The organism is Hyphomonas sp. (assembly GCF_016125515.1).
Taxonomy (GTDB): domain Bacteria; phylum Pseudomonadota; class Alphaproteobacteria; order Caulobacterales; family Hyphomonadaceae; genus Hyphomonas.
This window is the reverse complement of record NZ_WGLO01000001.1, coordinates 221,417-245,139: the sequence shown is the minus strand read 5'-3', so window position 1 is coordinate 245,139 and position 23,723 is coordinate 221,417. Positions and strand designations below refer to the sequence as shown.

Genomic DNA, 23,723 nt, shown 5'->3' with positions numbered 1-23,723 from the left:
AAAGGAAGCGCCATGAACCCGCAAAAGCTGCCCTACCCGCCTACGATCCGGCGCGCCGCCCTAATCATCACCGTGCTGCTGGCGGTGTTGATCGGCTACTTCTCGCTGGTTCCGCCGGGCGAGGCGCCCGCGCCGCAGATTTCGGACAAGGTCCGCCACTTCGCAGCCTATGCGATGCTGGCGGTGCCGGTGGCGATGTGGTTCAGCCCGAAGCGTCTCGCCGCTTGGGGCCTTACGGCGCTCTATGGCGGCGGACTGGAGATCGCGCAGATGCTGGCCGGAACCGGACGGGAAGGCTCGCCGGCCGATGCCCTGGCCAATGCACTGGGCGCCGGCGCGGGCGTGTTCCTGATCTGGGTTATCGCCCGCACGCGGCGGGTGTGATCATTCCGCCGCGACGGTAATTTCCTCGTCGAGGCGGTAGACGTTGCGCAGGATGAAGGCGCACGTCTGGGCGACGGATTTCAGCTCGCTTGGAAAGGTGTCCGGATGATCCGAAGCGTACTCGGCAATGCGGCGCGCCAAGCGCATCAGGTCCGGCGTATGCACGATCATCCGCGCTTCGTGTTCGACGCGCTGGGGGTCGCGGTCATACTCGCCGCCGCTGACGCGCCAGCCGCCGGTGCTGCTCTCATCCGTGGCGATCACCGGAAAGGTGCCGGGATTGGCCAGCGTGACACCGAACTCGCTGGGGCGCCATTTGATGGTGCGCCGGTCGATGTGCCAGTGTTCCAGCATCATGTCGTCGTCGCCGTCGACGATGCGGTTCTGGTTGTGGACCGCCTGCTCCGAGACCAGCTCATGGGCGTGGAACGGCCGGCCGAGGCCGCAATCATAGGTGATGCGCAGGGGTTCGTTGACGTCCTTAACCCAGTGGGGAACGACGGATTCGATGACCGCCCAGGTGCCGACCGGCTTCACGAACACGCGCTGTGATTTATGGAACAGGGCCTTGGCCATGTACGTCTCCTCAACCAACCGCCATCATCGCACGCGAACCTCCCCACGAGGTGAATGGAAACGTTGAAATTCAATCGAGTGACGCGGCGCCATTGCCGCTGGGTAACGGCTTTCCGCGCGCGTAAAGTGCGATATTCTCCCCTTCATCCGAGATAACGTGAACGCCCACGAGGGCGACGGGGAGCCAAACGCGCCATGAACTTTGATTTCTCTGAAGACCAGAAGTACCTCGCCGGGGAAGCCCGGAAATTCCTGTCGGCCGAGAGCCCGACATCGGAAGTCCGCAAGGTGCTGAACGACGATACGGTCGCCTATCACAAGGACCTCTGGAAGAAGGTCGGCGAAATGGGCTGGCTAGGCGCCGCCATTCCGGAAGAGCATGGAGGCCTCGGCCTCGGCATGCTGGAAATGTGCGTGCTGGCCGAAGAGATGGGCCGGGCCATTGCGCCGGTGCCGTTCGCCTCGACCGCCTACTTACTCACCGAAGCGGTGAAGCTGGGCGGCAGCGAAAAGCAGAAAGCCGCGATCCTGCCCCGAATCGCCGCCGGAGAAGTGATTGGCGCTTACGCCGCTTCCGAAGGCCCGGGCCATCCGGACGCCTCCAACCTGCGCACGACCTTCGACGGCAAGACGATCTCCGGCACCAAGATCCCGGTGACCGATGGCGATATCGCCACTCACGCCGTGGTGTTGGCGAAAGAGGGCAAGGACCTTGCGTTGGTTCTGGTCGACCTGTCGGCCAGGGGCGTTACGCGCAAGACGGTGCAGACCATCGATCCGACCCGCAGCCATGCCGAAATCCAGTTCGACGCCGTGCCGGCCGAGCGCCTCGGCGCCAAGGGCGAGGGCGACCGCCTGAACGCCGAGCTGCTGGACCGGGCGGCAGTGCTGATCGCCTTCGAGCAGCTGGGCGGCGCGTCGGTCTGCCTGGAGATGGCCAATGAGTACGCCAAGAACCGCTACGCCTTTGGCCGCCCGATCGGCGGCAATCAGGCGATCAAGCACAAGCTGGCCGACATGTACGTGAAAAACGAGGTCGCCCGCTCGAACGCCTATTACGGCGCCTGGGCGCTCTCGACCGATGCGGCGGAGCTGCCGGAAGCGGCCGCCGCGGCGCGCGTGGCGTCATCGGAAGCCTTCTGGTTTGCTTCGAAGGAGAACATCCAGACGCATGGCGGCATGGGCTTCACCTGGGAAGTCGACTGCCACCTCTTCTATCGCCGCGCCAAGCTGCTGGCGGTGCAGGCGGGCTCGCCCAAGGTCTGGAAAGAGAAACTGGTGCGCGCGCTCGAGGCGAAGAATGCGGCCTGAGACCCTCACTCCGGCACGGATCGGGCGGCGGGATCTCTCCCGCCGCCCGCAAAGTGCTGGCTTATTCGCCGGTATAGGTTACCGGCGGGGGCGCTTCCCAGGTGACCGAGTCGGTCGGCTTGGTCGCGCCGCCGGCATAGACCTCCAGTTTGGCAGTCTTGTAGGTGATGTCAAAATTCTCGACGACCTGCGCATTCTCGCCGGTGTAGGTCGAGTAGTTGTTCAGCACCGCATCGGTGAGCGTCCAGACCTGCTTGTCGGCAGAACCGTCGGTCGTGATGGTGATCTCGACCGCGGGAACAGCCGTGCCGTCCACGATGTGCTTGATGACCTTGACCGAGGAAGAGTCGAAGTTGCGGGTGACATAGATGCCACCGGCATAGAGGCTGGTCTTAGCCGGCTCGACCGGAATGTAGGTGACCGGGTCATAGACCGGCTGCTGCGAAACGCTGAATGTGACGGCAGTCGCCGGAACCTTGTCGCCGCCCACTTTGAGCTCGACGCCTGCATGCGCCAGACCGGCAATGAGCATGGAAGCCGCCGAGGCGGCAGCAATGCGGCGGGTGTGCGCAAGAATCTTCGACATGAGAGAGTGTCCCTTTCTACTGCGCCGCGGGCGGGAGCCCATCGCTCGTCTCCCCGGCGCACGAAACTCATACGACGCCCCAATTCGGGATGGAATATGGCGGACACTTGTCAGCAAGCGTTCACACAAAAATATTTTCACCAAGATCTGATCGGCCCCCTCGGCCGTAACCAACCCTCTGCCCCTTGAAGAACGGAGACCGACATGGACTTCAATGACACGCCCGCCGAAGCCGCCTTCCGCAAGGAAGCGCACGACTTCCTCTCGAAGCACCTGGAGCCGAAATCCGGCGCCCGTCCGCGGACCGGCTCCGGCGAATCGGCCCTGAAGCGCGCCAAGGACTGGCAGCGGACCAAGGCTGAGAACAAATTTGCCCAGATCACCTGGCCGAAGGAATGGGGCGGACGCGGCGGCACCTCGATGGAAGCCGTCATCTGGGGCCAGGAAGAGGGCAAGTTCGACGCGCCGACCGGCCCGTTCGCCATCGGCCTCGGCATGTGCATTCCGACCGTGATCGCCTTCGGCTCGGACGAACATAAGAAGCGCTATGTGCAGAAAGCTCTCTTCGGCGAGGAAATCTGGTGCCAGCTCTTCTCCGAACCCTCCGCAGGCTCGGACGTCGCAGGCCTCAAGACCAAGGCGGTCAAGGATGGCGACCATTGGGTGGTCAACGGCCAGAAGGTCTGGACCTCGGGCGCCCACTATTCCGACTTCGGCATTCTGCTTGTGCGCACCAACCCGAAAGTGCCCAAGCACAAGGGCCTCACCATGTTCATCGTGAACATGAAGCAGCCCGGCGTTGAAGTGCGCCCGATCCACCAGGCGTCCGGCGGACGCGAGTTCAACGAAGTCTACTTCACCGACGTGCGCATTCCGGACACGGACCGTCTCGGCGAAGTCGGCGCGGGCTGGAAAGTGGCCCTCGTGACGCTGATGAACGAGCGCCTCGCTGTCGGCGGTTCGCCCGGCCCGGACTGGGGCGAGATCATGGCCTATGCCAAACAGGCGGGCACCATGAGTGACCAGGCTTTCCGCGAGAAGCTCGCCGATTGGTATGTCGCCGCACAAGGCTACAAGCTGACCAAGTTCCGCACCATGACCGCGCTGTCGCGTGGCCAGACGCCGGGACCGGAAAACTCGATCGGCAAGATCATCACGGCCAACCACCTGCAGGACATCTGCAACTCGGCCATCGAGATGCAGGACCATTACGGCATCATCACCGAAACCGAGCGGATGCCGGCCGATGCAATCTTCCAGCAGAGCTTCATGTGGGCGCCGGGCCTGCGCATTGCGGGTGGCACGGACGAGATCCTGCGTAACATCATCGCCGAGCGTGTGCTGGGCCTGCCGCAGGACGTGCGCGTCGACAAGGACCTCGCCTTCGACGAGATGAAGGCCGGCTAGGGCGGGTCCGGACGATTTGACCTCAAGGGGCGGCTTGCGTGGCAGGCCGCCCTTTTTCATGATGGTGCGATGACGCATGCGACACCGCCTTCTTCTGGTGCCCGGCCGCTGGCCTGTCCGGCGGGCACGGTGCTGTTCCGCCCGGACGATACCTGTTCGGGCTTCGTGGTGCTGGCGGAAGGTTGCATCCGGGTGTCGCTGACGAGCCCGGGCGGACGCGAGATCGTGCTCTACCGGGTCCAGCCCGGCGATGTCTGCCTACAGACCTTCACCTGCCTCGCCGAGGGGCGGGTCTATTCCGCCGAGGGCGTGGCCGAAACCGAACTGAAGGGCGAGCTCATCCCGCCCGCCGAATACGAGCGGCGGCTGGCGGAGGACCCGGATTTCCGCCGCCGCGTGTTCACGGCCGTGGCGCATCGGTTTGCCGACTTCGAACACCTTGTGGAATCGCTCGCCTCGGCCAGCATCGAAGTGCGCCTCGCTGAGGCGCTTCTGGCCCGCGCCGACGCGCAGGATGACGTGCACCTGACGCATGATGCCCTCGCCGCCGAGATCGGTTCGGCCCGCGAAGTCGTCAGCCGCCAGCTGGCCCGGTTCGAACGGGCCGGCCTTGTCGGCCTGTCGCGCGGAAAGGTGACACTTCGGGCGAGAGCCGCCCTACAAAGGAAAGCCGCCGGTTCGGTGACTTAGTCACCGACGCCTTGGACTGGCAGGCTTAAGGTGTCTCCATCAACAAAGGAGACCGCCATGTTCAAGACCAATGAAGGCACCCTCGACCGCGCCCTGCGGGTCATCGCGGGCCTCGTACTCATCAGCCTCGTCTTCGTCGGACCCAAGATCGTCTGGGGCTGGATCGGCCTTGTGCCGCTGATCACCGGCCTCGCTGGCACCTGCCCGGTCTACAGCCTGCTGGGCATCAACACCTGCCCGATGAAAAAGGGCTAGGCCCGCCTATTCCGTCTTTGCCGTCTCCGCGACGATGAAGGCGGCCAGCTCACTGACGCAGGCCCGGCCCGCGTCGGTGAGCGCTTTGGCGCGTGCGGCGTTGGAATCGTCCAGCGCCACAGCAGAGGTGGCAAAGCTGGTCTGCGCGACGACCGCGCGCGTGCGACCCTGAACCAGTGTGGCGTCCACCCGGCAGCGGGCAAGTTCCCCGGCCAGCGTGAAGTCCGACAGCCGCCAGGTCAACTCGAACTGCGCCGGACCCGCCGAATCCGAAGGCAGGGCGGCAAACGGGCCCTCGCCGCTCAGCGAATCCAGCAAGGCGCCCTGCATCATCTGGGTGGCATTGTCCGTCCACTGGACACCGCGCACGATGCGTATGGCGCCCGTCTCGTCCTCGGCGGCCAGCGTGCGACCGGAAAAGATGCGCGAGGCTTCGGGCTCGTGGATGGTGACGGTGGCGTGCAGCTGGTGCATCGGCTCCATCGGGCCGATCCGGTAATAGGCGTCCGGCGCATCCGGCTGTTTCAGGACGCTGACACAGCCTGTGAGGCTCACCAGGGCGGCGGACAAGATCAGGGCGCGGATCATCGGCGCTTCTCCTCATATGGCACGGGCTCGCCGACAATGAAGCCCTGGGGGTTGCTCTCGATCTCGCGGACGACGCGGTCAAGCCGGTTGATGAGGACGCGCAGGTCCTGGCTGGCTGCCGTCGTGTTCTCGAGGGTTGCGGAGGCGGGGCCTTCCATTAGCGCCGTTGCGGCGGCCACAGCGCGCTGGCTTTCTTCGAGTGTGCCGGTGGCAGCGGTCGCCACACTGCGGAAGTCCGCAACAAGGGTCTTGATGTCGGCGCCCGCTTCGGTGACGGACGTCTCGGCCGCCTTGCCGAAGCCTTGCAAATCGACCGAGGCCGCCTCGAAGGCGTTCGATGCGGCAGACACATCCTTCAGCGTCGCGGAGGCTTCATTGATGAGGCCGTCATCGGCGGCGAGCTTGGCCGTGATGGTTTCAAGGTTGCGGATTGACGTACTGAGCGAGGCGATGTTCTCATCCGTCAGGATCTTGTTGATACCGTCAAAAGTGAGGTTGGCACGGCCGAGCGCTTGCGCTCCGCCGGCCACGATCTGGTCGACAAGGGTGCGCTCGGACTTGATGACGGGCACGGGCTGGCCGGGCTTACCTTCCAGAGGCTTGCCCGATCCGGCGCTGATCTGGACGAAGGTGGTTCCGGTAATGCCGGCCAGCTGGATGGAGGCGGTCGAGTCTTCCTTGATTGGTGTTTCGCGGGCGACGCGGATATGCGCACGCACCTTGGACGGGTCGGCCCGGTCGATGCGCACATCGGCCACCTCGCCGACCTTCACGCCGATATAGCGCACGGCCGACCCCTGTTCGAGCGAGACCGGCCCGTCGAACACGATGTCATAGGCCTTGTAGTCCCGCTGGAATTCGGACTGACCGAGCCAGAGGACAAAGCCGGCGATCAACGCCGCGGCGGCCAGGACCAGCCCGCCGATGAGTGCGTAGTTTGCGCGGGTTTCCATGCGTTTCTAAGCCCCTTGCTCAATCACTGGCGCCGCCGCACGTCCGCGCGGGCCGCTGAAATACTCCTGGATCCACGGATGATCGACCTGTCTCAACTCCGGAATGGTTCCCATCGCCAGCACCCGCTTTTCACCGAGAACGACAATCCGGTCGCAGGTGGCGTGCAGCGTATCGACATCATGCGTGACGAGGAAGACCGTCAGACCGAGCGCCCGTTGCAGCGAGCGCAGCAGGGCGTCGAAGCCAGCGGCTGTGATCGGGTCGAGACCGGCAGTCGGCTCGTCGAGGAAGAGGAGTTCCGGGTCGAGCGCCAGCGCGCGGGCGAGCGCAGCACGCTTGCGCATGCCGCCCGACAGGTCGGAGGGATACTTGTCACCCGCGCTGGCGTTCAACCCCGCGAGGCGGATCTTCATGTCGGCGAGGTCGTGCATCAGCGCGGGGCTAAGCCTCGTGTGTTCTTTCATCGGCACCATCACGTTTTCCCGGACCGTCAGGTTCGAGAACAGGGCGCCATCCTGGAACATGATGCCCCAACGGCGTTCGATAGCGGTGCGGGCCTCGCGCGGCAGGGTTTCAAGCTGCTCGCCGAACACTTCAACGCTGCCGCTTTCGGGCGGCTTCAGTCCGGTTATCGCGCGCAGCAGGACAGACTTGCCGCAGCCGGACGGGCCGATCACGCCGATCACTTCACCGCGCGGGATGTCGAGGTCGAGGTGCTCCAGCACCACCGAAGACCCGAAGGCAACCTTGAGGTTCCGGATACGGATGATCGGATCGCCGCTCATATGCCGAGTTCCATGTAGAAGATGGCGAACAGCGCATCGAGCACGATGATCGAGAAGATGGCCTGGACCACGGAAGTGGTGGTGCGATGGCCGAGCGATTGCACGCTGCCGCCGGTGAGCAGGCCCTGCCGACAAGCGATCAGTGCCACGACGAGACCGAAGACCGGCGCCTTCGTCATGCCGACCCAGAACTGGTCGAGCGGGACGGCGGTGCGCAGGCGTTCGATGAACACGCCGGGATTGATGTCCAGCGAGGTCCAGCCCACGATGACCCCCCCCGCTATGCCGGCCAGTGTGGCGATAAAGGCGAGAATGGGCGTCATCACCAGCATCGCCAGAACGCGCGGCGCGACGAGCACTTCCATCGGCTTCAGACCAAGGGTCTGCATCGCATCGATTTCCTGACGCATCTTCATCGTGCCGATCTGCGCGGTGAAGGACGAGTTGGTGCGGCCTGCCAGAACGATGCCGGTCAGCACGACGCCGAATTCGCGCAGCATCGAATAGCCGATCAGTTCGACCGTATAGATCTCCAGATCGAAATCGCGCAGCGTCGTGGCGCCGATATAAGCGACCACCATGCCGACGAAGAAGGACAGGAACGCGACGATCGGCATCGCGTTGAGACCAGCCTCCTCCATCACGGCGACGATCGACGTCCAGCGGAATTTCCAGGGCTGCGCGGCGAGGCGGAAGATCGTGGCGACCGTTTCGCCCAGGAAGGCGAGCGTGGCGACGAGTTCGCTGAGCATGTCCACCGTGCCGCGCCCGACGCGTTCAAGCAGGTCGATGATACCCAGCGGGCGATGCGGAGCCGGGGGCACGGGATCGGACACCGCGTGGACTTGCTCCAGCAGGCTGGCGGCCGAGTTGTGTGCGCCTTCGAACTGCGGGGGCCACACGCCGCCCGCGCGCAATTGCCGGTCGATCAGGAACGCGCCGGCCGTGTCCAGATGGCCAAGCGCCGACACATCGAGCACCACGCCTGCGGGCAGCGCGATTTCGGCAAATTCGCGCTCGACCAGTTGCAACGTCGCGACCGTCCAGTCGCCGGTCAGGCGGAGGATCGTCTTTTCGTCGCTTGTTTCAAGCGCGAAACCGGGGTCGACAGGGTTCATCATGTTCCGTACGGGCCTGACCTCTGTATCAAAACATGCTTAAGCACAGGGCTGGCCAGTCCAACACAATTCACCCAACGGGATTAACCCATGCGCAACAGAACGCTCGAAATCGCCCAAGTTTCCTCGCCTTTGCGTGCGGCATTCGCAATCTCGCGCGGGGCCAAGGCGCAGGCAGAAACCCTTCGCGTGCGCCTGACCGACGGCGCAGCCGCAGGACGGGGCGAATGCGTGCCCTACGCGCGCTTCGGCGAGACCGTGGAAAGCGTGATGGCGGCGCTGGAAAGCGTGCGCGGGCAGGTCGAGGCGGGGCTGGACCGTATTGGCCTTCAGGCCGCCCTGCCGGCCGGCGCCGCGCGCTGTGCACTCGACTGTGCGCTGTGGGACCTCGAAGCGAAACAGGCCGGCAAACCTGTCTGGCAGCTCGCCGGCCTGCCCGAGCCCCGGCCGGTTGAAACCGCAGTCACCATCAGCCTCGACACACCGGACGCCATGGCCAAAGCGGCGAAGGCCGTACCCGGCCAGCTGTTGAAGCTGAAACTCGGCGGGCCGGAGGATCTGGACCGGCTGAAAGCCGTGCACGCGGCCCGGCCGGACGCGCGGCTGATCCTCGACGGTAATGAAGGCCTCGCGGCCGACGCCTACCCGGCCCTTGCCCGCGCCGGCGTAAAGCTCGGCGCGGTGCTGATCGAACAGCCCTTTCCCGCCGGCCGGGATGACGCGTTGCTCAAACGCCCCGGCCCGGTTGCGGTGTGTGCGGACGAAAGTGCACACACCAGCGCCGACATCCAGACCCTGGCGAAAACCTATGACGCGGTGAACGTGAAACTGGACAAGGCAGGCGGCCTCACCGAAGCGCTCGCCATGGTGCAGACCGCGCGCCGGTCCGGCATGGGTGTGATGGTCGGCTGCATGGTGGCGGGCTCCCTGTCGATGGCGCCGGCGGTCTTGTTGGCCGGGCTCGCGGACGCCGCAGATGTCGACGGCCCGCTCTGGCTGGCCGATGACATCGCCGATGGACTCGTGTTCAGCGGCGGAATGGTCTCACCGCCCAGCGCCGCGCTCTGGGGCTAGCGCACGGCCGCTTCGTAGGCTTCACTCGCTTCGAGCCAGGCGGCCTCGGCAGCTTCCTTTTCCGCGACGAATTTCGCGCGCTCCTTCAGGCGCTGGCGCACCTCATGGGGCTGGATGTCCGGGCGGGCAACCTCGACGTCGAGCGCCGCGATCTTGGCGGCGAGGCGTTCCATCGTTTTCTCCGCCTCCTGAGCTTTTTTCTTCAGTGGCGCAGCGGCCTCACGCGCGTGCGAGGCACGGCGGCGCTCGTCGGACTTGTCGCCGGTCTCGGCCGGCGCAGCCGCCGTCTTCGACGAACCCTTCTCACGGTCCGTGCTGAGCACCAGCGTGCGGTAATCGTTGAGGTCGCCGTCATAGCGCGACACGCGGCCATCCTTGACCAGCCACAATTCGTCCGCCGTCGCCTCGGCGAGGTAGACATCGTGCGTGATCAGCAGAACGGCGCCGGGGAAGTCGTTGATCGCGTAGATCAGCGCTTCTCGGCTGTCGATATCAAGATGCGATGTCGGTTCGTCGAGAATCAGGATGTGCGGCTTTTCCAGCGCAATCAGGCCGAGGATCAGGCGAACCTTTTCGCCGCCCGAAAGCGCCTCGACCTTGGTTTCCACCTTCTCATGGCTGAACCCCATCTGCGCTGCGACCGCACGCTGCTTCGCTGGCGGCGTGCCCTGCGGCAGCGCGCGCATGACGTGTTCGAGCAGCGTGTCGCCGGCGGTCAGTTCGTCGAGCTGGTCCTGCGAGAAATAGCCGATCCGCACCGCTTTCGGCGCGAGCCGCTTGCCCGCCATCAGCGGCAGACGCTCGGCTATGGATTTCACCAGCGTCGTCTTTCCCTGCCCGTTGGTGCCGACAATCGCAATCCGGTCGTCCGGATCCAAACGGATGTCGACATTGTTCAGGATGCGCGCGCCCTCGCCATAGCCGAGGTCTGCGCCCTTGATCTCCAGCAGCGGCGGCGACAGTTTCGATTCCGGCGCAGGGAACAAGAACGGCGTCGTGCGTTCCGCAATCGGGATCGACACGTCCTGCATCTTTTCCAACATCTTCACGCGGCTTTGCGCCTGCCGCGCCTTGGAGGCCTTGGCGCGGAATCGGTCCACGAAGGCCTGGAGATGTTCGCGCTCGGCCGCCTGTTTGGCGCGCTGGCTTTCGAGCTGGGCGAGCTTGGCCGCGCGCAGGCGCAGCCAGTCATCATACCCGCCGGGCGTGATCGACAGCTTGCGGTGTTCCAATGCCAACGTGTGCGTGACCGAACGGTTGAGCAGCTCGCGGTCGTGACTGACGATCAGCACCGTGTTCGGATATTTGCGCAGATAGCCTTCGAGCCACGCCGCGCCTTCAAGGTCGAGATAGTTCGACGGCTCGTCGAGAAGCAGCAGGTCCGGCTGGGCGAACAGGGCGCCGGCAATCGCCGCGCGCATCCGCCAGCCCCCGGAGAATTCCCTCGTCGCACGCGAGAGGTCTGCATGCTTGAAGCCGAGGCCCATCAGCACTTCGGCCGCGCGCGCCTCGGCCGACCAGGCATCGATGTCCAGAAGGCGCGCATGGATCTCGCCGATCCGGTCCGGATCGGTCGCGGTTTCCGATTCCGTCATCAGCGCATGACGCTCGGCATCGGACTGCAGCACCACGTCCATGATCGTCTCGTCGCTGGGCGCGACTTCCTGCGCCACCCAGCCGAGACGGGCTCCGTTCTGCAGGCGGATCGGGCTGTCCTTGCCGGGCGCAGCAATCTCTTCGCGGATCAGGCGCAACAGGGTCGACTTGCCGGTGCCGTTGCGGCCGACAAGGCCCACTTTCCAGCCAGCCGAAATCCGCGCCGACGCCGATTCGAACAGCGGGCGCGCTTCCACGCGGTAATCCAGGTTGCGTATCTCAAGCATGGCGGGCCTTTACCCTGCTGCGCCGCAAAAAACACCTGCTTTCCGCAAAATGCCAGAACGTCGCATTACGTATTTCTGCCCTTTTGCATCCATTGTGCAGTGCACAAATATCACTCCATGGACAGTATTGGCGTTTCCACGCACCTCGCCACCGGCGAAGCAGTTTACCTAAGGCCTATCGGTCGGCGGGACCGTGCGCGTGAAATCGACATAATTTCAAGGCTGTCACCGCATTCGCGCTATCTGCGCTTCTTCTCGGGCGCCGCCACATTTCCCGATGCGATGATCGACCAGCTGGTAAACACCGACGGGTACAACCACATCGCCTGGGGCGCGCTGGACCTCGACACGCCGGGCGCGCCGCTGATGGGTGTGGTGCGGGCCATCCGGCGGGGCAATTCCCGCGAGGCCGACCTCGCGCTCGCGGTAGTGGACAACCATCACGCCAAGGGCCTCGCCCGGTTGCTGCTGGAAGCGGTGGTCAGCCAGGCGCGCGGCGTGGGCATAACCCGCTTCGTGGCCGAGACCCTGCACGAGAATGCGCCGGCCCGGCGCCTGTTCAAGACCATCGGCGGCAAGGCCGGGGGCCCGGTTGGCGGGGTGGTGGCCACTTATGGCTTCGACGCAGTGACGGTTGCCGAACGCCTCGCGGCCATGCCAGGCGGCGAGGCCGCCGCAGACCTGCGCGCGGCGCTGACGCTGATTGAGCCGGCGCTGGACCTCGTCTGAGGCTCAGGCGGCGCCGTCGAGAACATCCTTGAAGCCCGAGGGGGCGTGCGGCCCGAGGAAGAGCTGTTCGAACGTGCCGATGCCCTCCGACCCGGCCCCGTCCGGCCCCTTGTGCACGGCCTTGACGATCTCCTGAATGTGCAGGTTCTCGAGCGCCTGCCAGGGCGCGCCGGCGGCATCGAAATCCTCGCGCTGAACTTTCAGCTGGTCGCCCTGGAACGCGCCGTGGCGCCAGACCGGGTGGCCGTAACCGATCCCCTTCATCAGGAACGTGCCAAGCGGCGTGAAGTCGACCGTGTGCGGACGGCCTGACGGATCGGTGACCGACAGGGTGGCAGATTGCATGCGGCGCGTGCCTTTCGCATAGCGCACGTCCATCTTCGGGTTTGCGAGGTGGATGCCCTCGCCCTGCTCTGAACCGTCCATCACCAGCGAGGCGCGCTGGTTCCACGCTTCGCCCTCACCGTCATCATTGACGTGGAAGAACATCGAGAGGTTCGGGAAGTTGGTCGGCGTCCAGATCCAGTAGAATTGCGGCGGCATTGCCGGGATCGCCGGCTGCGGATCGGGCGCGCCGATCGGGCGCACGCCCCAGCTGCGATCGCGGGTGCCGGTCCAGCTGTCGGGGCTTACCTTGATTTCGGTACCGTCGACCTTGAGCGTGCCCGACCAGCGGCCGTTTTGCGTCATGCGCGTCAGGTCCATCATCATGCGCGGCCCGATGCGGCGGGTGAAGCGCGGCTCCTCGATCGGGAAAGCGCGGCCGGTGAACTCCACGTCGAGTGCGAGGCCCTCGGTCTCCTTCAGCGTCAGGCGCACCTTCTTCAGCGGCTCGACCACGCTGACAGAAAGCGGGCCGACAAACGTGTCCATCCGCTCCATGTTCAGCGGGCGCGACATGAAAATGGAGGATTGCTTGCCATCGCGCAGGATCGAGACCGATCCGTCGATGATGTTGAGGTGCGGATAGACGCCCATCGCCGCAGCGAAGAAGGTCTTCCCGTCGGCGCTGTAGCCGTTGAAGAAATACCGGTCGTAGAAGTTCCGGTCGGAGCCGGCGAAGGCCACCGGTTCCGGTGTCTGGTGGATCGGATATTCGTCTCCGGCGCTGAGCATGGCGTCATCCTTCCTTTGCGTGACCACTTGGCGGTCTTGTCCTTGCCGCTAGGTTGGCGCCCGGGGAAAAGACAATCAAGCCGTGCCGCCGGGAGAGCAGCGATGACCAAATTCACGGCCGAAGAGGCCAACACCTTCCTCAGCACCGCCTTCAAGGGGCGCGGGGGGCAGAGCCAGGTGATGAAGATGGAACCCGGCCTGGCCGTGATGCGGCTTGAGGCCGACGAGACACACCTGCGCCCAGGCGGCTATATTTCCGGACCGACGCAGATGAGCCTTGCCGACAGTGTGGCCTATATGGCCATCATGACGCTGACCGGACTGGAACCTATGACCGTGACGAGCAATCTCAATATCAACTTCCTGCGCCCCTGCATCGGCGCGGCGGTGATCGCGGAAGGGCGCATCATGAAGATGGGCCAGGCGCTCGCCGTGATCGAAGTCGATATCCGCGTCGAAGGGGCCGACAAGCCGTCGAGCCACGCCATCGTCACCTACGCGCTGCCCAGGAAAGACGCATGAACCGGCTCGTCGCCGCCGCCGCCTTGCTCGGCTTCTGCGGGGTCGCGTGCGGCGCGTTCGGCGCGCATGCGCTGTCCGGACAGTTCAACGATGAGGCGCGCGGCTGGTGGACGACCGCCACCGCCTATGTGTTGCCGCATGCCGCGGCCGCGCTGGCGGCGGGGCTGAGCGGACAGGCCGGACGGATCCGGCTGGGCGGTTGGCTAATGGTGGGCGGCGCGGCGGTCTTTGCGGGCACGCTTTATGCGATGGCCTTGGGCGCACCGCGCATTCTTGGGGCGGTCACACCATTCGGCGGGCTGGGATTGCTGGCAGGCTGGCTGACGCTGGCGCTGGGCGCCCTGCGGAAAACCTAGGAGCCGGCCGACCCGTCGGCCACGTAGCGCTCGGCCAACCGGTCGGCGATGGAACGCGCATTATCGATCAGGCCGGCAAATTTATCGATTTCGAGCGCAATCGGCTGGACGTCCATGTCCGCACGCTCCGAGACCAGATCGAGCGCTTCCTGGAAGCCGCGATGGGCCATCTGGGCGCGCACGAGGGCGCGTTCGAAGCTCATCACGTCGGCGCGGTTGGACGCGTTCTTGTCCCGACTGCGCAGCAGTGTTTCGGCTTCGGTGGTGACATCCGCCAGCCCGTTGCGGGCGGCCTGGCTGTCCGCAACGATCCGGCCCAGCACGAGCGCCGGCGCCTTGGTTTCCGCGCCGATCCGCGTGGCATAATAGCCAGCCGCATCGGCCACTTCCGTGCGTCCATGCATCAACGTGTCAGCAAGACTGGCGATGCCGCCTGATTCCTCGACCCAGCCGGCCTGGACGACTTCCTCGCAATAGGCGTTGGAGGCTTCACGCAGCTCGGACTGATTCCTGGTCAGCGATGTCTCGAAAGTCGCCTCGCCGGGCACAACCGAAACGGTTGCGCATCCCGCAAGAACGCATAGGGATACACTAAGAACAACGCTACGCATCAATTTGCCACCCGCCAGCAGCTATGGCTTCACTCATGAGAATTAGTATGGGTGTGGAGTACGGAAGTCCAGTCATTGGCTAAAAGCTAGCCGAACATAAGTGAAGAGTGCATGAACAGACGCCAGAGCCGCCGGATTCTCTATCATAGACACGAGCCCTATGCTTCCGGACGCCTGCGCGTCTCGCCCGTGCACGAGATCTTCTGGGAAGAATCAGGCAATCCCAAGGGCATTCCGGTCGTGGCGCTGCATGGCGGCCCGGGCGGCGGCTCCAGCCCGGAAATGCGCCGATTCTTCGATCCGGACCGCTATCGCATCTTCCTGTTCGACCAGCGCGGCTGCGGCCGCTCTACGCCTCATTCGGAGCTGGAAGGCAATACGACCTGGGATCTGGTCGAGGACATCGAGACCCTGCGCAAGCATGCCGGCGTTTCCAGCTGGCTCGTCTTCGGCGGCTCGTGGGGCTCGACCCTCGCCCTCGCCTATGCGGTTAAGCATACCCCGCAAGTGCTCGGCCTGGTGCTGCGCGGCATTTTCCTCGTCTCGAAATCGGAAATCCGCTGGTTCTACCAGGAGGGCGCCAGCCGCCTCTTCCCGGATGCGTTCGAGCGCTATGTGGCGCCAATCCCGGAGGCGGAGCGCGGCGACCTCGTGAACGCCTTCTACAAACGCCTGACCGGCGATGATCCGGTGGCCCGGATCGATGCCGCCCGCGCCTGGTCGCGCTGGGAAGGCCAGACCCTGTCCATCAAGGGCCCGGTCACCACGCCGCCGCGCTTCAACGAAGACGATTTCGTTGACGCCTTCGCGCGCATCGAGTGCCACTATTTCGTCAATGAGGGCTTTTTCGAGAGCGACAACTGGTTGCTCGAGCAAGCCAAGCTCAAGCTGCAATCGACACCGGGCGTGATCGTGCACGGGCGCTATGACGTGGTCACCCCTCTGTCGACTGCCTGGGCCCTGTCTGAGGCCTGGCCGAAAGCCGAGCTTCACATCGTGCCGGACGCCGGCCACTCCTCGATGGAGCCTGGAATCATCGACCGCCTCGTTCAGGCCACGGACGATTTCGCAGACAAGCTGACGGTGAAGTCGAGAGCCTGAAGGCGGGTTTGAACCTGCGCCGTGCGCACCGCTTCGGCAACAATCTAGCTGAAGGTTGAACTATGGCGCCCACTCTTCTTCGCGCGAAACTCCGACATTGAATCGGAAAATGCCGCCGATGCGGTGCGCTTCCTCCAACATGTTCAGCATGTCCGACTTTACTGCTGTGATGCGTTCGCCCCAATTCAACTTGCTATAGTCGCCATGCACTTCAGCTGGCGATAGCGTGAGATGCGCGTGAGGAATCTCTTGATCCGCTTCCAGCAGGAACGGCTCAATCCGATCTAAAATCAGTCCACTTGAAGCAGCGCAATCAAATAGAGCTAACAGGGTCTCCTCGGTCACCAGACTAGCGTAACCGGAGCAAGCGATCTCAAGTAGCTGCGCCAATTCACTGCTCAACGAAAAAGCCCTGCTTATGTTGGGGTCTGACGTGAGCGACGATTTCCTCGCCGCTCACCCCGCGCCCTGCGCTGCAGCCCGCTACTCCGCTGGCGGAGCAGTCCAGTTCGGGCCCAGCAGGGATTCCAGCACGGCGGGCAGCTGCACGTGGTACTGGTCCTGCACCTTGTCGAGGAAGCCGAAGACCAGGACGAAGGCGATGAAGGGCGGCACGAACCATCGGATCAGGAACCGCCAGACGTTCATCACCATGCCCTCGCCAAGCTCCGAGACCAGCATGTCGCGTGACAGGATCCAGCCCGCGAAGACAGCGCACAGGAGACCGCCGAGCGGCAGCAGCAAGCCTTCGGTCATGAAGTCCATGAAGTCGAGATAGTCGCCGCCGAACACATAGCCCGCGCCGATCATCCACAGCACGAAGCCGATGCCGATGGAGGCGCCGAGGCGCGTGACTCCCTGGCGTTCCTCGAACCAGGACACGCCGACTTCCATCAGCGAGATCGACGAGGTGAAGGCGGCAAACAAGGCCAGCGCGAAGAAGACGACCGCGAACACCGAGCCATAAGGGATCGCCTCAAACGCCACGGGCATCGAGATGAAAAAGAGGCTTGGGCCGGAGGCTTCCGGCAGGCCTGCGGCGAATACGATCGGGAAGATGGTGAAGCCCGCAATGATCGCGACCAGCGTGTCCGACCCCGCGATGATGGCGGAGGAACGCGGAATGTCGGTGCCCCGATCGAGATAGGCGCCATAGGTGATCATCAGGCCGACACCGACCCCGATGGAGAAGAAGGCCTGGCCAAGCGCGGAAAGGAAAGTGCCGAAGCCGACCTTGCTGAAGTCCGGTTTGAGGATGAAGTCGACTGTGCGCGCCACATCGCCGTTCATCAGCGAGAAGCCGAGCACGACCAGCAGCATGATGAAGAAGGCCGGCATCAGGATCGTCGCTGCTTTCTCGAGACCGCCTTTGACGCCCCGGCCAACCACAATGACGTTCGCCGCGATGAACACCGCGGCGAGGCCGAGGATGTACCATTTGGACTGCAGCGGATGCTCGCCCGCGCCGATGATGTCGCGGAAGTTCTGGCCGGACGCGGCGGCGTCATGGCCGTGCAGGTTCCCGCCGACGGCCTGGATCACATAGGCCAGCAGCCAGGCGGAGATGACCATGTAGAAGGTGAGGATGAAGAAGGCGGTCAGGGCGCCGACCCAGCCGACGATTCCCCAATACTGGGTCTTCGATTCGGCGCGGGCGAGCGACTGGACACCCTCAATGGCCGACATGCCGGATTTGCGGCCCATGGCATATTCCGCCATCAGCAGCGGAAGCGCGATCAGCGCCGCGCACAGCACGTAGATGAGGATGAACGCCCCGCCGCCATTCTCGCCGGCGGTATAGGGAAAGCGCCAGAAATTGCCGAGGCCGACAGAGGAGCCGACGGCCGCCATCATGAAGGCAAAGCGCGAGCTCCAGTTCTCAGTCTTGCGGCCAATCTGTTCCATGATTCCTGCTCCCCCGGGGCATGTTTGGCCGGACCCTAGCCATGCAGGGTCAAAAATCAACGAGGATTGCGCTGAAGATCGCTAAAACAATCCGCGGGAGGAGAGCTTTTCATCCTGGTGCAGGTGCGCCGACAGGATCAGGCCGAAGCAGGCCATCACCGTGATCATGGCCGTGCCGCCATAGGAAATCAGCGGCAGCGGCATGCCCAGCACGGGCAGGAGGCCCAGCACCATGCCGCTGTTGAAGATGGCGAAGAAGGCGATGGTCGAGGTCGCGCCGATGGTCGCCAGACGGCCGAACCAGCTCTTGTTGCGCCCCGCCACGCGGAACGACCAGACGAACAGGAAGGCAAACACCGTCAGCAGGCCGACCGCGCCGATGAAGCCGAATTCCTCGGCAATGATCGTCAGGATGAAGTCCGTATGCTGCTCGGGCACGTATTCCTGTTGTGACTGGATACCCTGCAGGTAACCGCGCCCGCTGAACCCGCCCGCGCCGATCGCGATCTTCGCCTGCTCGATCTGGTAGCTTTCACCCAGCCCATTGGTTGCCTGGCCGGTAATGCCCGCGATCAGCGTATCGACGCGCTCGCGCTGGTAAGGCTTCAGGACGAAGGTATAGATTGCCGGCACGGCCATGATGCCAAGGCCGATGGCGCCGACAACATAGCGCATCGCGATACCCGCGAAGAAGATGATCATCACACCGGCCGCGGCCAGGGCGAGCGCGGTGGAGAGGTTCGGCTGGTGGAAGACCAGGCCAGCCGGAATCAGCAGGATCAGGAGCGCGCCGCCATGCACCCAGAGCGGCGGAGCCTGCCCGCCCGTCGGCATCATCCGCTGGTACCAACTGGCAAGCGCCATCGTGACGGCGAGCTTCGCCGGCTCCGACGGCTGGATCACGATCGGGCCGAGCTTCAGCCAGCGCGCCGCGCCGCCGCCCATCACCCCGAACAGTTCCACCAGCACCAGCAGGACGATCACACCGACATAGGCCGGCCAGGCAAAGCGCGCCCAGAGGCCCAGCGGCATCAGCGCCAGGAAGATCATCAGTACAAAGCCGATTCCCAGACGGGTCAGCTGGTCACGCCAGAGATTGGCCTCATCCGGCGACGGCGCCTGCGCAACAGGGTCCCAGCCGACCGAGAACAGCATCGCCGCACCGGTCAGCCCGACGGCGACGATCAGCAGGATGATGCTCCAGGGCAGGCGCGCGATTTTTCCGAACGGGCCAAAATTGGCGAAGCGCAGCGACCCGGCGGTCGCCGTGCGGGCTTCGCCGCGGGTAAACCCGGTATAGCCTTCGCGGCTCATGCGGGATCTCCTTCCGGCGCGCTGTCGGATGCCTGGGGTGGCTGGGCCACATCGGCGCGTTTGGAATAGAGGGGCGTGCGTCCGCTATCCATCTTGATGGCCGCCGCGAGGATGTCGCGCGCCAGCGGCGCGGCGGCGCCGGAGCCGCTCTCACCGTGCTCGACCACGACAGAGATCGCATAGCGCGGATTGTCGGCGGGCGCATAGGCCACGAACAATGCATGGTCGCGCAGCTCGCGCTCGATGTTGACGCCTTTGCGGATGCCCTTGTCGCGTTCGGCCTGCGTGATGCGGCGCACCTGCGCCGTGCCGGACTTGCCCGCCATCCGCGGTCCGCCGAGGCCGAGATCGCCTGACCTGTAACCCGTGCCGCCGGGCTCCGACGTGACGCCATACATGCCGGATTGCATGATATCGACGATATCCTTGTCGAGCGGCGCATCGAGCGTGATGCTGTGCTCGTCTTCCGGGCCGAGCCCGACAAGGCGCGGCGTCATCGGAGCGCCTTCGGCGGCGATGCGCGCCGTCATCAGCGCGAGCTGCAGCGGCGTAACGCCCAGCTGCCCCTGCCCGATACCGAAGTTCAGCGTTTCGCCCTCGAACCAGGGCTCGCCGCGGTTCGCCTGCTTCCAGGCCGGGTCCGGCACAAGGCCGCTGCGCGCACCGGTCATTCCGAGCACGAACGTTTCGCCGAAACCGAATTTGTGCGCGACCTCTGCAATCTTGTTCACGCCGGTGCGGCGCGCGATCTCATAGAAATAGACGTCGCACGAATGCTTGATGCCATTGTGCATGTCCATCGTGCCATGGCCGCCTTTTTTCCAGCAGTGCCAGGTGCGATTGCCGAACCGGTAGGAGCCGCTGCAGCGTACCGTGTCCGACGGTTTGACCACGCCCGATTCCAGCGCGGCGGTGGCGACCACCATCTTGAAGGTCGAGCCGGGCGGATAGACGCCGCCATGTGCGCGCGGATAGAGCGGCGCCATTGGATTGTCGCGCAGCTCGGCATAATCCTTGCCGGATATTCCGTTCACGAACGCATTTGGATCGAAGGCCGGCGTCGAGACCATGGCCAGCACATCGCCGTTGGACACGTCCACCACCACGGCCGCGCCGCTTTCACCGGCAAAGCGTTCGATGGCCGCGCGCTGCAGCTCGGCATCGATGGTGACGTAGAGATCCTTGCCGGGCACGGCCGCGTTGGCGGGGTCCTGCTCCAGTTCCTGCATCGGACGCCCGTGCGCATTGGTCACCACGCGGCGCCGGCCGGGGCGGCCCCGCAGCCAGTCTTCGGCGAAGCGTTCCATGCCCTGCCGTCCGACGCGAATGTCCGGATGGCGCAGCAATTCCTCAAAGGTGCGCTGCTCGTCGGGCGAGCGGCCTTCCGACAGGCGCGTCAGATCATCCGCGCTGGCGCGCGCCACATAGCCGAGCACGTGCGCGAAATCGCGTCCGCGCGGATAGGACCGGGTCGACGCCATCTGCACATCGACGCCTTCCATCTCCACCGCATGCACGCGAAGGCGCGCGAATTCCTCATAGCTCAGTTCCTGCGCCACCGTGACCGGCACAAAGCCCGCGCGGCGGATGCGGTTGTTCTTCACCTCTTGCAGAACGCGGTCGCGGCGGGTGTCGGGCAAGTCAATAAATTTGCCGAGCTGCGCCAGCGTGGCCTGCGGGTCGCTCACGCGCTCCGGCACGACCGAGACCCGGCCGGCCTGTCGCTGCGAGGCAAGCGGGCGGCCGAAACGGTCGAGGATCTGCCCGCGCTCCGGCGGAGCGAGCACGAGGCGGATATGGTTCTCGGCGGCGAGTTCCTTGTAATAGTCCGCTTCGAGGAATTGCAGCTGTGACAGGCGCGCCACGAGCGTTGCGAACACGGTGCCGCCCACGCCCATCATGATCAGCATGCGGCGGTCGAAATCGGCTTCGGGGCTCAGCTTGCGGGCCATCAGCCATTCCCTCCCGGCGACTCGCCCGGGCGACGCCCCAGATCATACATCCGGTTGGCGAAGGCGTAGATCAGGCCCGTATTGATGAAGCTGGTCAACAGCGGCCAGGTGCGCACGATATGGTCGCTGGTAATGCTGGCAAAGCCCCAGACCAGAAGGAACGCCGCCGACAGCAGCACGACCGGTCCCACAAACGCCACCAGCGTATCGCGCATGCCGTCGGTCTGGTCGGCAATGCCGGCGCTCATTCCGTATACCAACAGGTTGATCAGCGCGAAGCAGCCGAGCGGCGCATTCGAAACGATGTCCTGCATCACACCGAAGATTACGAGGAGGATCATGGGGCGCAGCGACAGGCCGACCCTGCCCCAACCCATCGCACCCCAGAGCGCCGCGAACGGCCAGGCGAGCGGAATGCCGAAAAACTCCTTCGGCGTCATGCCCAGCACGCCGACGATGGCAATGATCGCCGCGCCGAACACGAGCCGCGGGCTAGGCCCGGACTGGCTCCAGAGCGTACGGCGTTTCCGGTTGGGCAGGTTCCTCGCCATCGCTCATTGCGCCCCTTGCGACGCACTGGCGGTGCCGTCTTCCGGTGGCAGTTCGGGCAGTTCGGATTCCGGCAGCGGCTCGACGATCTCAGGCGGCGCAATCATGCGCACATAGCCGCTGGAATGTTCGCGCATGGCGAGTTTGACGATCCAGTCATTACCCTGTTTGGTGACGGTACCGACCACGAGGCCGCGCGGAAACGCGCCGCCTTCGCCCGAGCTGAGGATGCGTTCGCCCTCGATGAACTCAGCTTCTTCGGGCATGTCCTTGAGCACGCCGCGGTCGCGGTCCTTGCCCTGCATCACGGCGCGCACGCCGCTGACTTCGCCGAGGGCGGGCAGCTGGCTCTGGTAATTGCTGACGAGCAGGATGCGCGACGAGCGGTCGCCGAGCTGTGTGACGCGGCCGACGAGGCCGCCTTCATTGAGCGCGATGGCGCCCGGCTCAACGCCCTGCAGGCGGCCGGCATTGGCCAGCACGGTTTGCGCGAACGGACCGTCGACAACGGTGGTGATGCGCGCCGTCACGCCGCGTTCCGGCGGCTCGCCCATCAGGTTCAGGATGCGCTCATAGGCTTCCATGCGTTCCGCCATCGAAATGGCAGCCGCCTTGTAGCGTGCGAGATCGCGCACTTCGTTTTCAAGCTCGCGGATGCGGCGTTCGCGTTCGGCCTGCCCGCTGATCTGTGCCCAGAAACTGGTATCGGCGGGCGCGCCGATCCGGTCGTTGATCGTGGTGCGAGCGGGAACGAAGAAATTGCTAATCTGCGGGGCCGACTGAGCGACGATCAGGGCAAGCGCGCCAAAGATCAGGATGCCCAGCGTAACACGCCGGGCACCGGATTTCTGACTGGAGCGGCCGGATCGTGCCATGCCTCAGGCTCCCTCGCCTCGCTGCAATGCCCGCGTTTCAGACCTCCGGGCAGAGGACGCTTTTCATCTTGGAGTAATTCTCCAGGACCTGACCACAGCCATTGACCACGCATTTCAGTGGATCATCGGCGATCATCACCGGCAATTGTGCCTGATTGCGGATGACCGTGTCGAGGTTGCGCAGCAGTGCGCCGCCGCCCGTCAGCACGATACCGCGGTCGACGATGTCGGCGGCGAGTTCCGGCGGCATCGCTTCGAGCGCGATCTTCACGGCATCGATAATGTCGGTGACCGGTTCCTTCAGCGCTTCGGCGATCATCGCCTCAGTGATTTCAGTTTCCTTCGGAACGCCGTCCAGCGTGCCGCGGCCGCGCACGGTCAGGGCCATGCCGGTGCCGTTTTCCGGCGGCAGGGCGGTGCCGATTTCCTTCTTGATCCGCTCGGCCGACATTTCGCCGATCAGGATCTTCTGCTCGCGGCGCAGATAGTTGACGATGGCCTGGTCCATCTTGTCACCGCCCACGCGCACCGAGCGCGAATACACGATGCCGCCGAGGGACAGCACGGCCACTTCCGAGGTGCCGCCGCCGATATCCACAACCATCGAGCCGGCCGGATCATCGATCGGCAGGCCGGCGCCGATCGCCGCCGCCATCGGCTCCTCGATCAGTTCCACATGGCGCGCACCGGCCGCCAGGGCCGACTGGTGGATGGCGCGGCGCTCGACGCTGGTGGCGGAGCTGGGCACGCAGATGATGATGAGGGGAGACACGAACGCCCGGCGGTTGTGAACCTTCCGGATGAAGTGCTTGATCATTTCCTCGGCGACTTCGAAGTCCGCGATCACGCCGTCGCGCATGGGGCGGATCGCCTCCATGTTGACCGGGGTCTTGCCGAGCATGTTCTTCGCCTGCTCGCCGACCGCATAGACGATCTTGCGGCCGCCTTGCGTCATGTACGCGACGACAGAAGGCTCATCGAGCTGAACGCCCTGACCCTTCACGTAGACAAGCGTGTTAGCGGTCCCGAGGTCGATGGCCATGTCCGTGGACAACAGGCCGAGTAGGCTACCAATCATGGTC

The 23,723-nt window shown here is 64.7% G+C and carries 26 protein-coding genes; 10 read left to right on the top strand and 16 right to left on the bottom strand.

Annotated elements, in window-relative coordinates; all coding sequences use genetic code 11:
- Positions 1-12: 12 nt before the first annotated feature.
- Positions 13-384 (top strand): VanZ family protein, encoded by a 372-nt coding sequence (locus GC148_RS01160; RefSeq protein WP_291068189.1) that lies wholly within the window; start codon positions 13-15, stop codon positions 382-384.
- On the opposite strand, the gene GC148_RS01155 is transcribed toward GC148_RS01160, so the two are convergent.
- Positions 385-960, bottom strand: a complete 576-nt coding sequence (locus tag GC148_RS01155; RefSeq protein ID WP_291068188.1) for a hypothetical protein — start codon at positions 958-960, stop codon at positions 385-387.
- 195 nt (positions 961-1,155) lie between these two features.
- On the opposite strand from GC148_RS01155, the gene GC148_RS01150 reads away from it, so the two are divergent.
- On the top strand, positions 1,156-2,271 hold the full coding sequence (locus tag GC148_RS01150) for an acyl-CoA dehydrogenase family protein (RefSeq protein WP_291068187.1): 1,116 nt from the start codon (positions 1,156-1,158) through the stop codon (positions 2,269-2,271).
- Between the two features lie 61 nt (positions 2,272-2,332).
- On the opposite strand, the gene GC148_RS01145 is transcribed toward GC148_RS01150, so the two are convergent.
- Positions 2,333-2,857 carry a type VI secretion system tube protein Hcp gene (locus GC148_RS01145; RefSeq protein ID WP_291068186.1) on the bottom strand — a complete coding sequence of 175 codons (525 nt, stop codon included), beginning with the start codon at positions 2,855-2,857 and terminating at the stop codon, positions 2,333-2,335.
- A 204-nt stretch (positions 2,858-3,061) separates the two neighbouring features.
- On the opposite strand from GC148_RS01145, the gene GC148_RS01140 reads away from it, so the two are divergent.
- The 3 genes from GC148_RS01140 (at position 3,062) to GC148_RS01130 (ending at position 5,209) form a co-directional block, all read left to right on the top strand.
- On the top strand, positions 3,062-4,264 hold the full coding sequence (locus tag GC148_RS01140) for an acyl-CoA dehydrogenase family protein (protein WP_291068185.1): 1,203 nt from the start codon (positions 3,062-3,064) through the stop codon (positions 4,262-4,264).
- A gap of 69 nt (positions 4,265-4,333) precedes the next feature.
- A complete protein-coding gene (locus GC148_RS01135) occupies positions 4,334-4,954 on the top strand; it encodes a Crp/Fnr family transcriptional regulator (RefSeq protein WP_291068184.1) in 621 nt (206 codons plus the stop codon).
- A gap of 57 nt (positions 4,955-5,011) precedes the next feature.
- Positions 5,012-5,209, top strand: coding sequence for a DUF2892 domain-containing protein (locus GC148_RS01130; protein WP_291068183.1), 198 nt, complete (start codon positions 5,012-5,014; stop codon positions 5,207-5,209).
- 6 nt (positions 5,210-5,215) lie between these two features.
- On the opposite strand, the gene GC148_RS01125 is transcribed toward GC148_RS01130, so the two are convergent.
- From GC148_RS01125 to GC148_RS01110, 4 genes are read right to left on the bottom strand one after another with little or no spacing between them, the layout of a single operon-like run.
- Positions 5,216-5,797 (bottom strand): ABC-type transport auxiliary lipoprotein family protein, encoded by a 582-nt coding sequence (locus GC148_RS01125; RefSeq protein ID WP_291068182.1) that lies wholly within the window; start codon positions 5,795-5,797, stop codon positions 5,216-5,218.
- A complete protein-coding gene (locus tag GC148_RS01120) occupies positions 5,794-6,750 on the bottom strand; it encodes an MlaD family protein (protein WP_291068181.1) in 957 nt (318 codons plus the stop codon). Before GC148_RS01120 ends, GC148_RS01125 begins: the two co-directional genes overlap by 4 nt.
- 6 nt (positions 6,751-6,756) lie before the next feature.
- On the bottom strand, positions 6,757-7,536 hold the full coding sequence (locus GC148_RS01115) for an ATP-binding cassette domain-containing protein (protein ID WP_291068180.1): 780 nt from the start codon (positions 7,534-7,536) through the stop codon (positions 6,757-6,759).
- On the bottom strand, positions 7,533-8,657 hold the full coding sequence (locus GC148_RS01110; RefSeq protein ID WP_291068179.1) for an ABC transporter permease: 1,125 nt from the start codon (positions 8,655-8,657) through the stop codon (positions 7,533-7,535). Before GC148_RS01110 ends, GC148_RS01115 begins: the two co-directional genes overlap by 4 nt.
- Before the next feature lie 87 nt (positions 8,658-8,744).
- On the opposite strand from GC148_RS01110, the gene dgcA reads away from it, so the two are divergent.
- Entirely contained in the window at positions 8,745-9,728 is a 984-nt protein-coding gene (gene dgcA / locus GC148_RS01105; protein ID WP_291068178.1) for an N-acetyl-D-Glu racemase DgcA, read from the top strand.
- Here dgcA and GC148_RS01100 read toward each other — a convergent pair.
- Positions 9,725-11,611: an ABC-F family ATP-binding cassette domain-containing protein gene (locus tag GC148_RS01100; protein WP_291068177.1), complete on the bottom strand. Its 1,887-nt coding sequence runs from the start codon at positions 11,609-11,611 to the stop codon at positions 9,725-9,727. The two genes, dgcA and GC148_RS01100, sit on opposite strands and share 4 nt — an antisense overlap.
- Before the next feature lie 117 nt (positions 11,612-11,728).
- On the opposite strand from GC148_RS01100, the gene GC148_RS01095 reads away from it, so the two are divergent.
- Positions 11,729-12,340, top strand: a complete 612-nt coding sequence (locus GC148_RS01095; protein ID WP_291068176.1) for a GNAT family N-acetyltransferase — start codon at positions 11,729-11,731, stop codon at positions 12,338-12,340.
- Between the two features lie 3 nt (positions 12,341-12,343).
- Here GC148_RS01095 and GC148_RS01090 read toward each other — a convergent pair whose 3' ends face one another.
- On the bottom strand, positions 12,344-13,456 hold the full coding sequence (locus tag GC148_RS01090) for a hypothetical protein (RefSeq protein WP_291068175.1): 1,113 nt from the start codon (positions 13,454-13,456) through the stop codon (positions 12,344-12,346).
- Between the two features lie 102 nt (positions 13,457-13,558).
- On the opposite strand from GC148_RS01090, the gene GC148_RS01085 reads away from it, so the two are divergent.
- The gene (locus GC148_RS01085; protein ID WP_291068174.1) at positions 13,559-13,978 is read left to right on the top strand and encodes a PaaI family thioesterase; all 420 of its coding nucleotides are present in this window, start codon (positions 13,559-13,561) and stop codon (positions 13,976-13,978) included.
- Entirely contained in the window at positions 13,975-14,334 is a 360-nt protein-coding gene (locus tag GC148_RS01080) for a DUF423 domain-containing protein (protein WP_291068173.1), read from the top strand. The genes GC148_RS01085 and GC148_RS01080 overlap by 4 nt, the downstream gene beginning before the upstream one ends.
- Here GC148_RS01080 and GC148_RS01075 read toward each other — a convergent pair.
- A complete protein-coding gene (locus GC148_RS01075; RefSeq protein WP_291068172.1) occupies positions 14,331-14,945 on the bottom strand; it encodes a hypothetical protein in 615 nt (204 codons plus the stop codon). The two genes, GC148_RS01080 and GC148_RS01075, sit on opposite strands and share 4 nt — an antisense overlap.
- A 111-nt stretch (positions 14,946-15,056) precedes the next feature.
- On the opposite strand from GC148_RS01075, the gene pip reads away from it, so the two are divergent.
- Positions 15,057-16,046, top strand: coding sequence for a prolyl aminopeptidase (gene pip / locus GC148_RS01070; protein WP_291068171.1), 990 nt, complete (start codon positions 15,057-15,059; stop codon positions 16,044-16,046).
- Positions 16,047-16,106: 60 nt separating this feature from the next.
- Here pip and GC148_RS01065 read toward each other — a convergent pair whose 3' ends face one another.
- From GC148_RS01065 to GC148_RS01035, 7 genes are all read right to left on the bottom strand, one after another.
- Positions 16,107-16,391, bottom strand: coding sequence for a hypothetical protein (locus GC148_RS01065; RefSeq protein WP_291068170.1), 285 nt, complete (start codon positions 16,389-16,391; stop codon positions 16,107-16,109).
- A 138-nt stretch (positions 16,392-16,529) separates the two neighbouring features.
- Positions 16,530-17,951: a sodium-dependent transporter gene (locus GC148_RS01060; protein ID WP_291068169.1), complete on the bottom strand. Its 1,422-nt coding sequence runs from the start codon at positions 17,949-17,951 to the stop codon at positions 16,530-16,532.
- 81 nt (positions 17,952-18,032) lie between these two features.
- Positions 18,033-19,265: a rod shape-determining protein RodA gene (rodA, locus tag GC148_RS01055; protein WP_291068168.1), complete on the bottom strand. Its 1,233-nt coding sequence runs from the start codon at positions 19,263-19,265 to the stop codon at positions 18,033-18,035.
- On the bottom strand, positions 19,262-21,217 hold the full coding sequence (mrdA, locus tag GC148_RS01050; protein WP_291068167.1) for a penicillin-binding protein 2: 1,956 nt from the start codon (positions 21,215-21,217) through the stop codon (positions 19,262-19,264). Before mrdA ends, rodA begins: the two co-directional genes overlap by 4 nt.
- Entirely contained in the window at positions 21,217-21,768 is a 552-nt protein-coding gene (locus tag GC148_RS01045) for a hypothetical protein (RefSeq protein WP_291068166.1), read from the bottom strand. The genes mrdA and GC148_RS01045 overlap by 1 nt, the downstream gene beginning before the upstream one ends.
- Before the next feature lie 3 nt (positions 21,769-21,771).
- Positions 21,772-22,641 (bottom strand): rod shape-determining protein MreC, encoded by an 870-nt coding sequence (gene mreC, locus GC148_RS01040; protein WP_291068165.1) that lies wholly within the window; start codon positions 22,639-22,641, stop codon positions 21,772-21,774.
- Between the two features lie 37 nt (positions 22,642-22,678).
- Positions 22,679-23,719: a rod shape-determining protein gene (locus GC148_RS01035; protein ID WP_291068355.1), complete on the bottom strand. Its 1,041-nt coding sequence runs from the start codon at positions 23,717-23,719 to the stop codon at positions 22,679-22,681.
- Positions 23,720-23,723: the final 4 nt, after the last annotated feature.

Excerpts from the sequence above, each read along its gene's own strand:
- GC148_RS01095 (WP_291068176.1), top strand. The coding sequence starts at position 11,729 with ATGGACAGTATTGGCGTTTCCACGCACCTCGCCACCGGCGAAGCAGTT.
- GC148_RS01150 (WP_291068187.1), top strand. The coding sequence starts at position 1,156 with ATGAACTTTGATTTCTCTGAAGACCAGAAGTACCTCGCCGGGGAAGCC.
- GC148_RS01075 (WP_291068172.1), bottom strand. The coding sequence starts at position 14,945 with ATGCGTAGCGTTGTTCTTAGTGTATCCCTATGCGTTCTTGCGGGATGC.
- GC148_RS01140 (WP_291068185.1), top strand. The coding sequence starts at position 3,062 with ATGGACTTCAATGACACGCCCGCCGAAGCCGCCTTCCGCAAGGAAGCG.
- GC148_RS01135 (WP_291068184.1), top strand. The coding sequence starts at position 4,334 with ATGACGCATGCGACACCGCCTTCTTCTGGTGCCCGGCCGCTGGCCTGT.
- GC148_RS01085 (WP_291068174.1), top strand. The coding sequence starts at position 13,559 with ATGACCAAATTCACGGCCGAAGAGGCCAACACCTTCCTCAGCACCGCC.
- GC148_RS01080 (WP_291068173.1), top strand. The coding sequence starts at position 13,975 with ATGAACCGGCTCGTCGCCGCCGCCGCCTTGCTCGGCTTCTGCGGGGTC.
- GC148_RS01130 (WP_291068183.1), top strand. The coding sequence starts at position 5,012 with ATGTTCAAGACCAATGAAGGCACCCTCGACCGCGCCCTGCGGGTCATC.
- GC148_RS01035 (WP_291068355.1), bottom strand. The coding sequence starts at position 23,719 with ATGATTGGTAGCCTACTCGGCCTGTTGTCCACGGACATGGCCATCGAC.
- GC148_RS01060 (WP_291068169.1), bottom strand. The coding sequence starts at position 17,951 with ATGGAACAGATTGGCCGCAAGACTGAGAACTGGAGCTCGCGCTTTGCC.
- rodA (WP_291068168.1), bottom strand. The coding sequence starts at position 19,265 with ATGAGCCGCGAAGGCTATACCGGGTTTACCCGCGGCGAAGCCCGCACG.
- GC148_RS01120 (WP_291068181.1), bottom strand. The coding sequence starts at position 6,750 with ATGGAAACCCGCGCAAACTACGCACTCATCGGCGGGCTGGTCCTGGCC.
- mreC (WP_291068165.1), bottom strand. The coding sequence starts at position 22,641 with ATGGCACGATCCGGCCGCTCCAGTCAGAAATCCGGTGCCCGGCGTGTT.
- GC148_RS01155 (WP_291068188.1), bottom strand. The coding sequence starts at position 960 with ATGGCCAAGGCCCTGTTCCATAAATCACAGCGCGTGTTCGTGAAGCCG.
- mrdA (WP_291068167.1), bottom strand. The coding sequence starts at position 21,217 with ATGGCCCGCAAGCTGAGCCCCGAAGCCGATTTCGACCGCCGCATGCTG.
- GC148_RS01100 (WP_291068177.1), bottom strand. The coding sequence starts at position 11,611 with ATGCTTGAGATACGCAACCTGGATTACCGCGTGGAAGCGCGCCCGCTG.
- GC148_RS01115 (WP_291068180.1), bottom strand. The coding sequence starts at position 7,536 with ATGAGCGGCGATCCGATCATCCGTATCCGGAACCTCAAGGTTGCCTTC.
- GC148_RS01090 (WP_291068175.1), bottom strand. The coding sequence starts at position 13,456 with ATGCTCAGCGCCGGAGACGAATATCCGATCCACCAGACACCGGAACCG.
- GC148_RS01110 (WP_291068179.1), bottom strand. The coding sequence starts at position 8,657 with ATGATGAACCCTGTCGACCCCGGTTTCGCGCTTGAAACAAGCGACGAA.
- dgcA (WP_291068178.1), top strand. The coding sequence starts at position 8,745 with ATGCGCAACAGAACGCTCGAAATCGCCCAAGTTTCCTCGCCTTTGCGT.
- GC148_RS01145 (WP_291068186.1), bottom strand. The coding sequence starts at position 2,857 with ATGTCGAAGATTCTTGCGCACACCCGCCGCATTGCTGCCGCCTCGGCG.
- GC148_RS01045 (WP_291068166.1), bottom strand. The coding sequence starts at position 21,768 with ATGGCGAGGAACCTGCCCAACCGGAAACGCCGTACGCTCTGGAGCCAG.
- GC148_RS01160 (WP_291068189.1), top strand. The coding sequence starts at position 13 with ATGAACCCGCAAAAGCTGCCCTACCCGCCTACGATCCGGCGCGCCGCC.
- GC148_RS01125 (WP_291068182.1), bottom strand. The coding sequence starts at position 5,797 with ATGATCCGCGCCCTGATCTTGTCCGCCGCCCTGGTGAGCCTCACAGGC.
- pip (WP_291068171.1), top strand. The coding sequence starts at position 15,057 with ATGAACAGACGCCAGAGCCGCCGGATTCTCTATCATAGACACGAGCCC.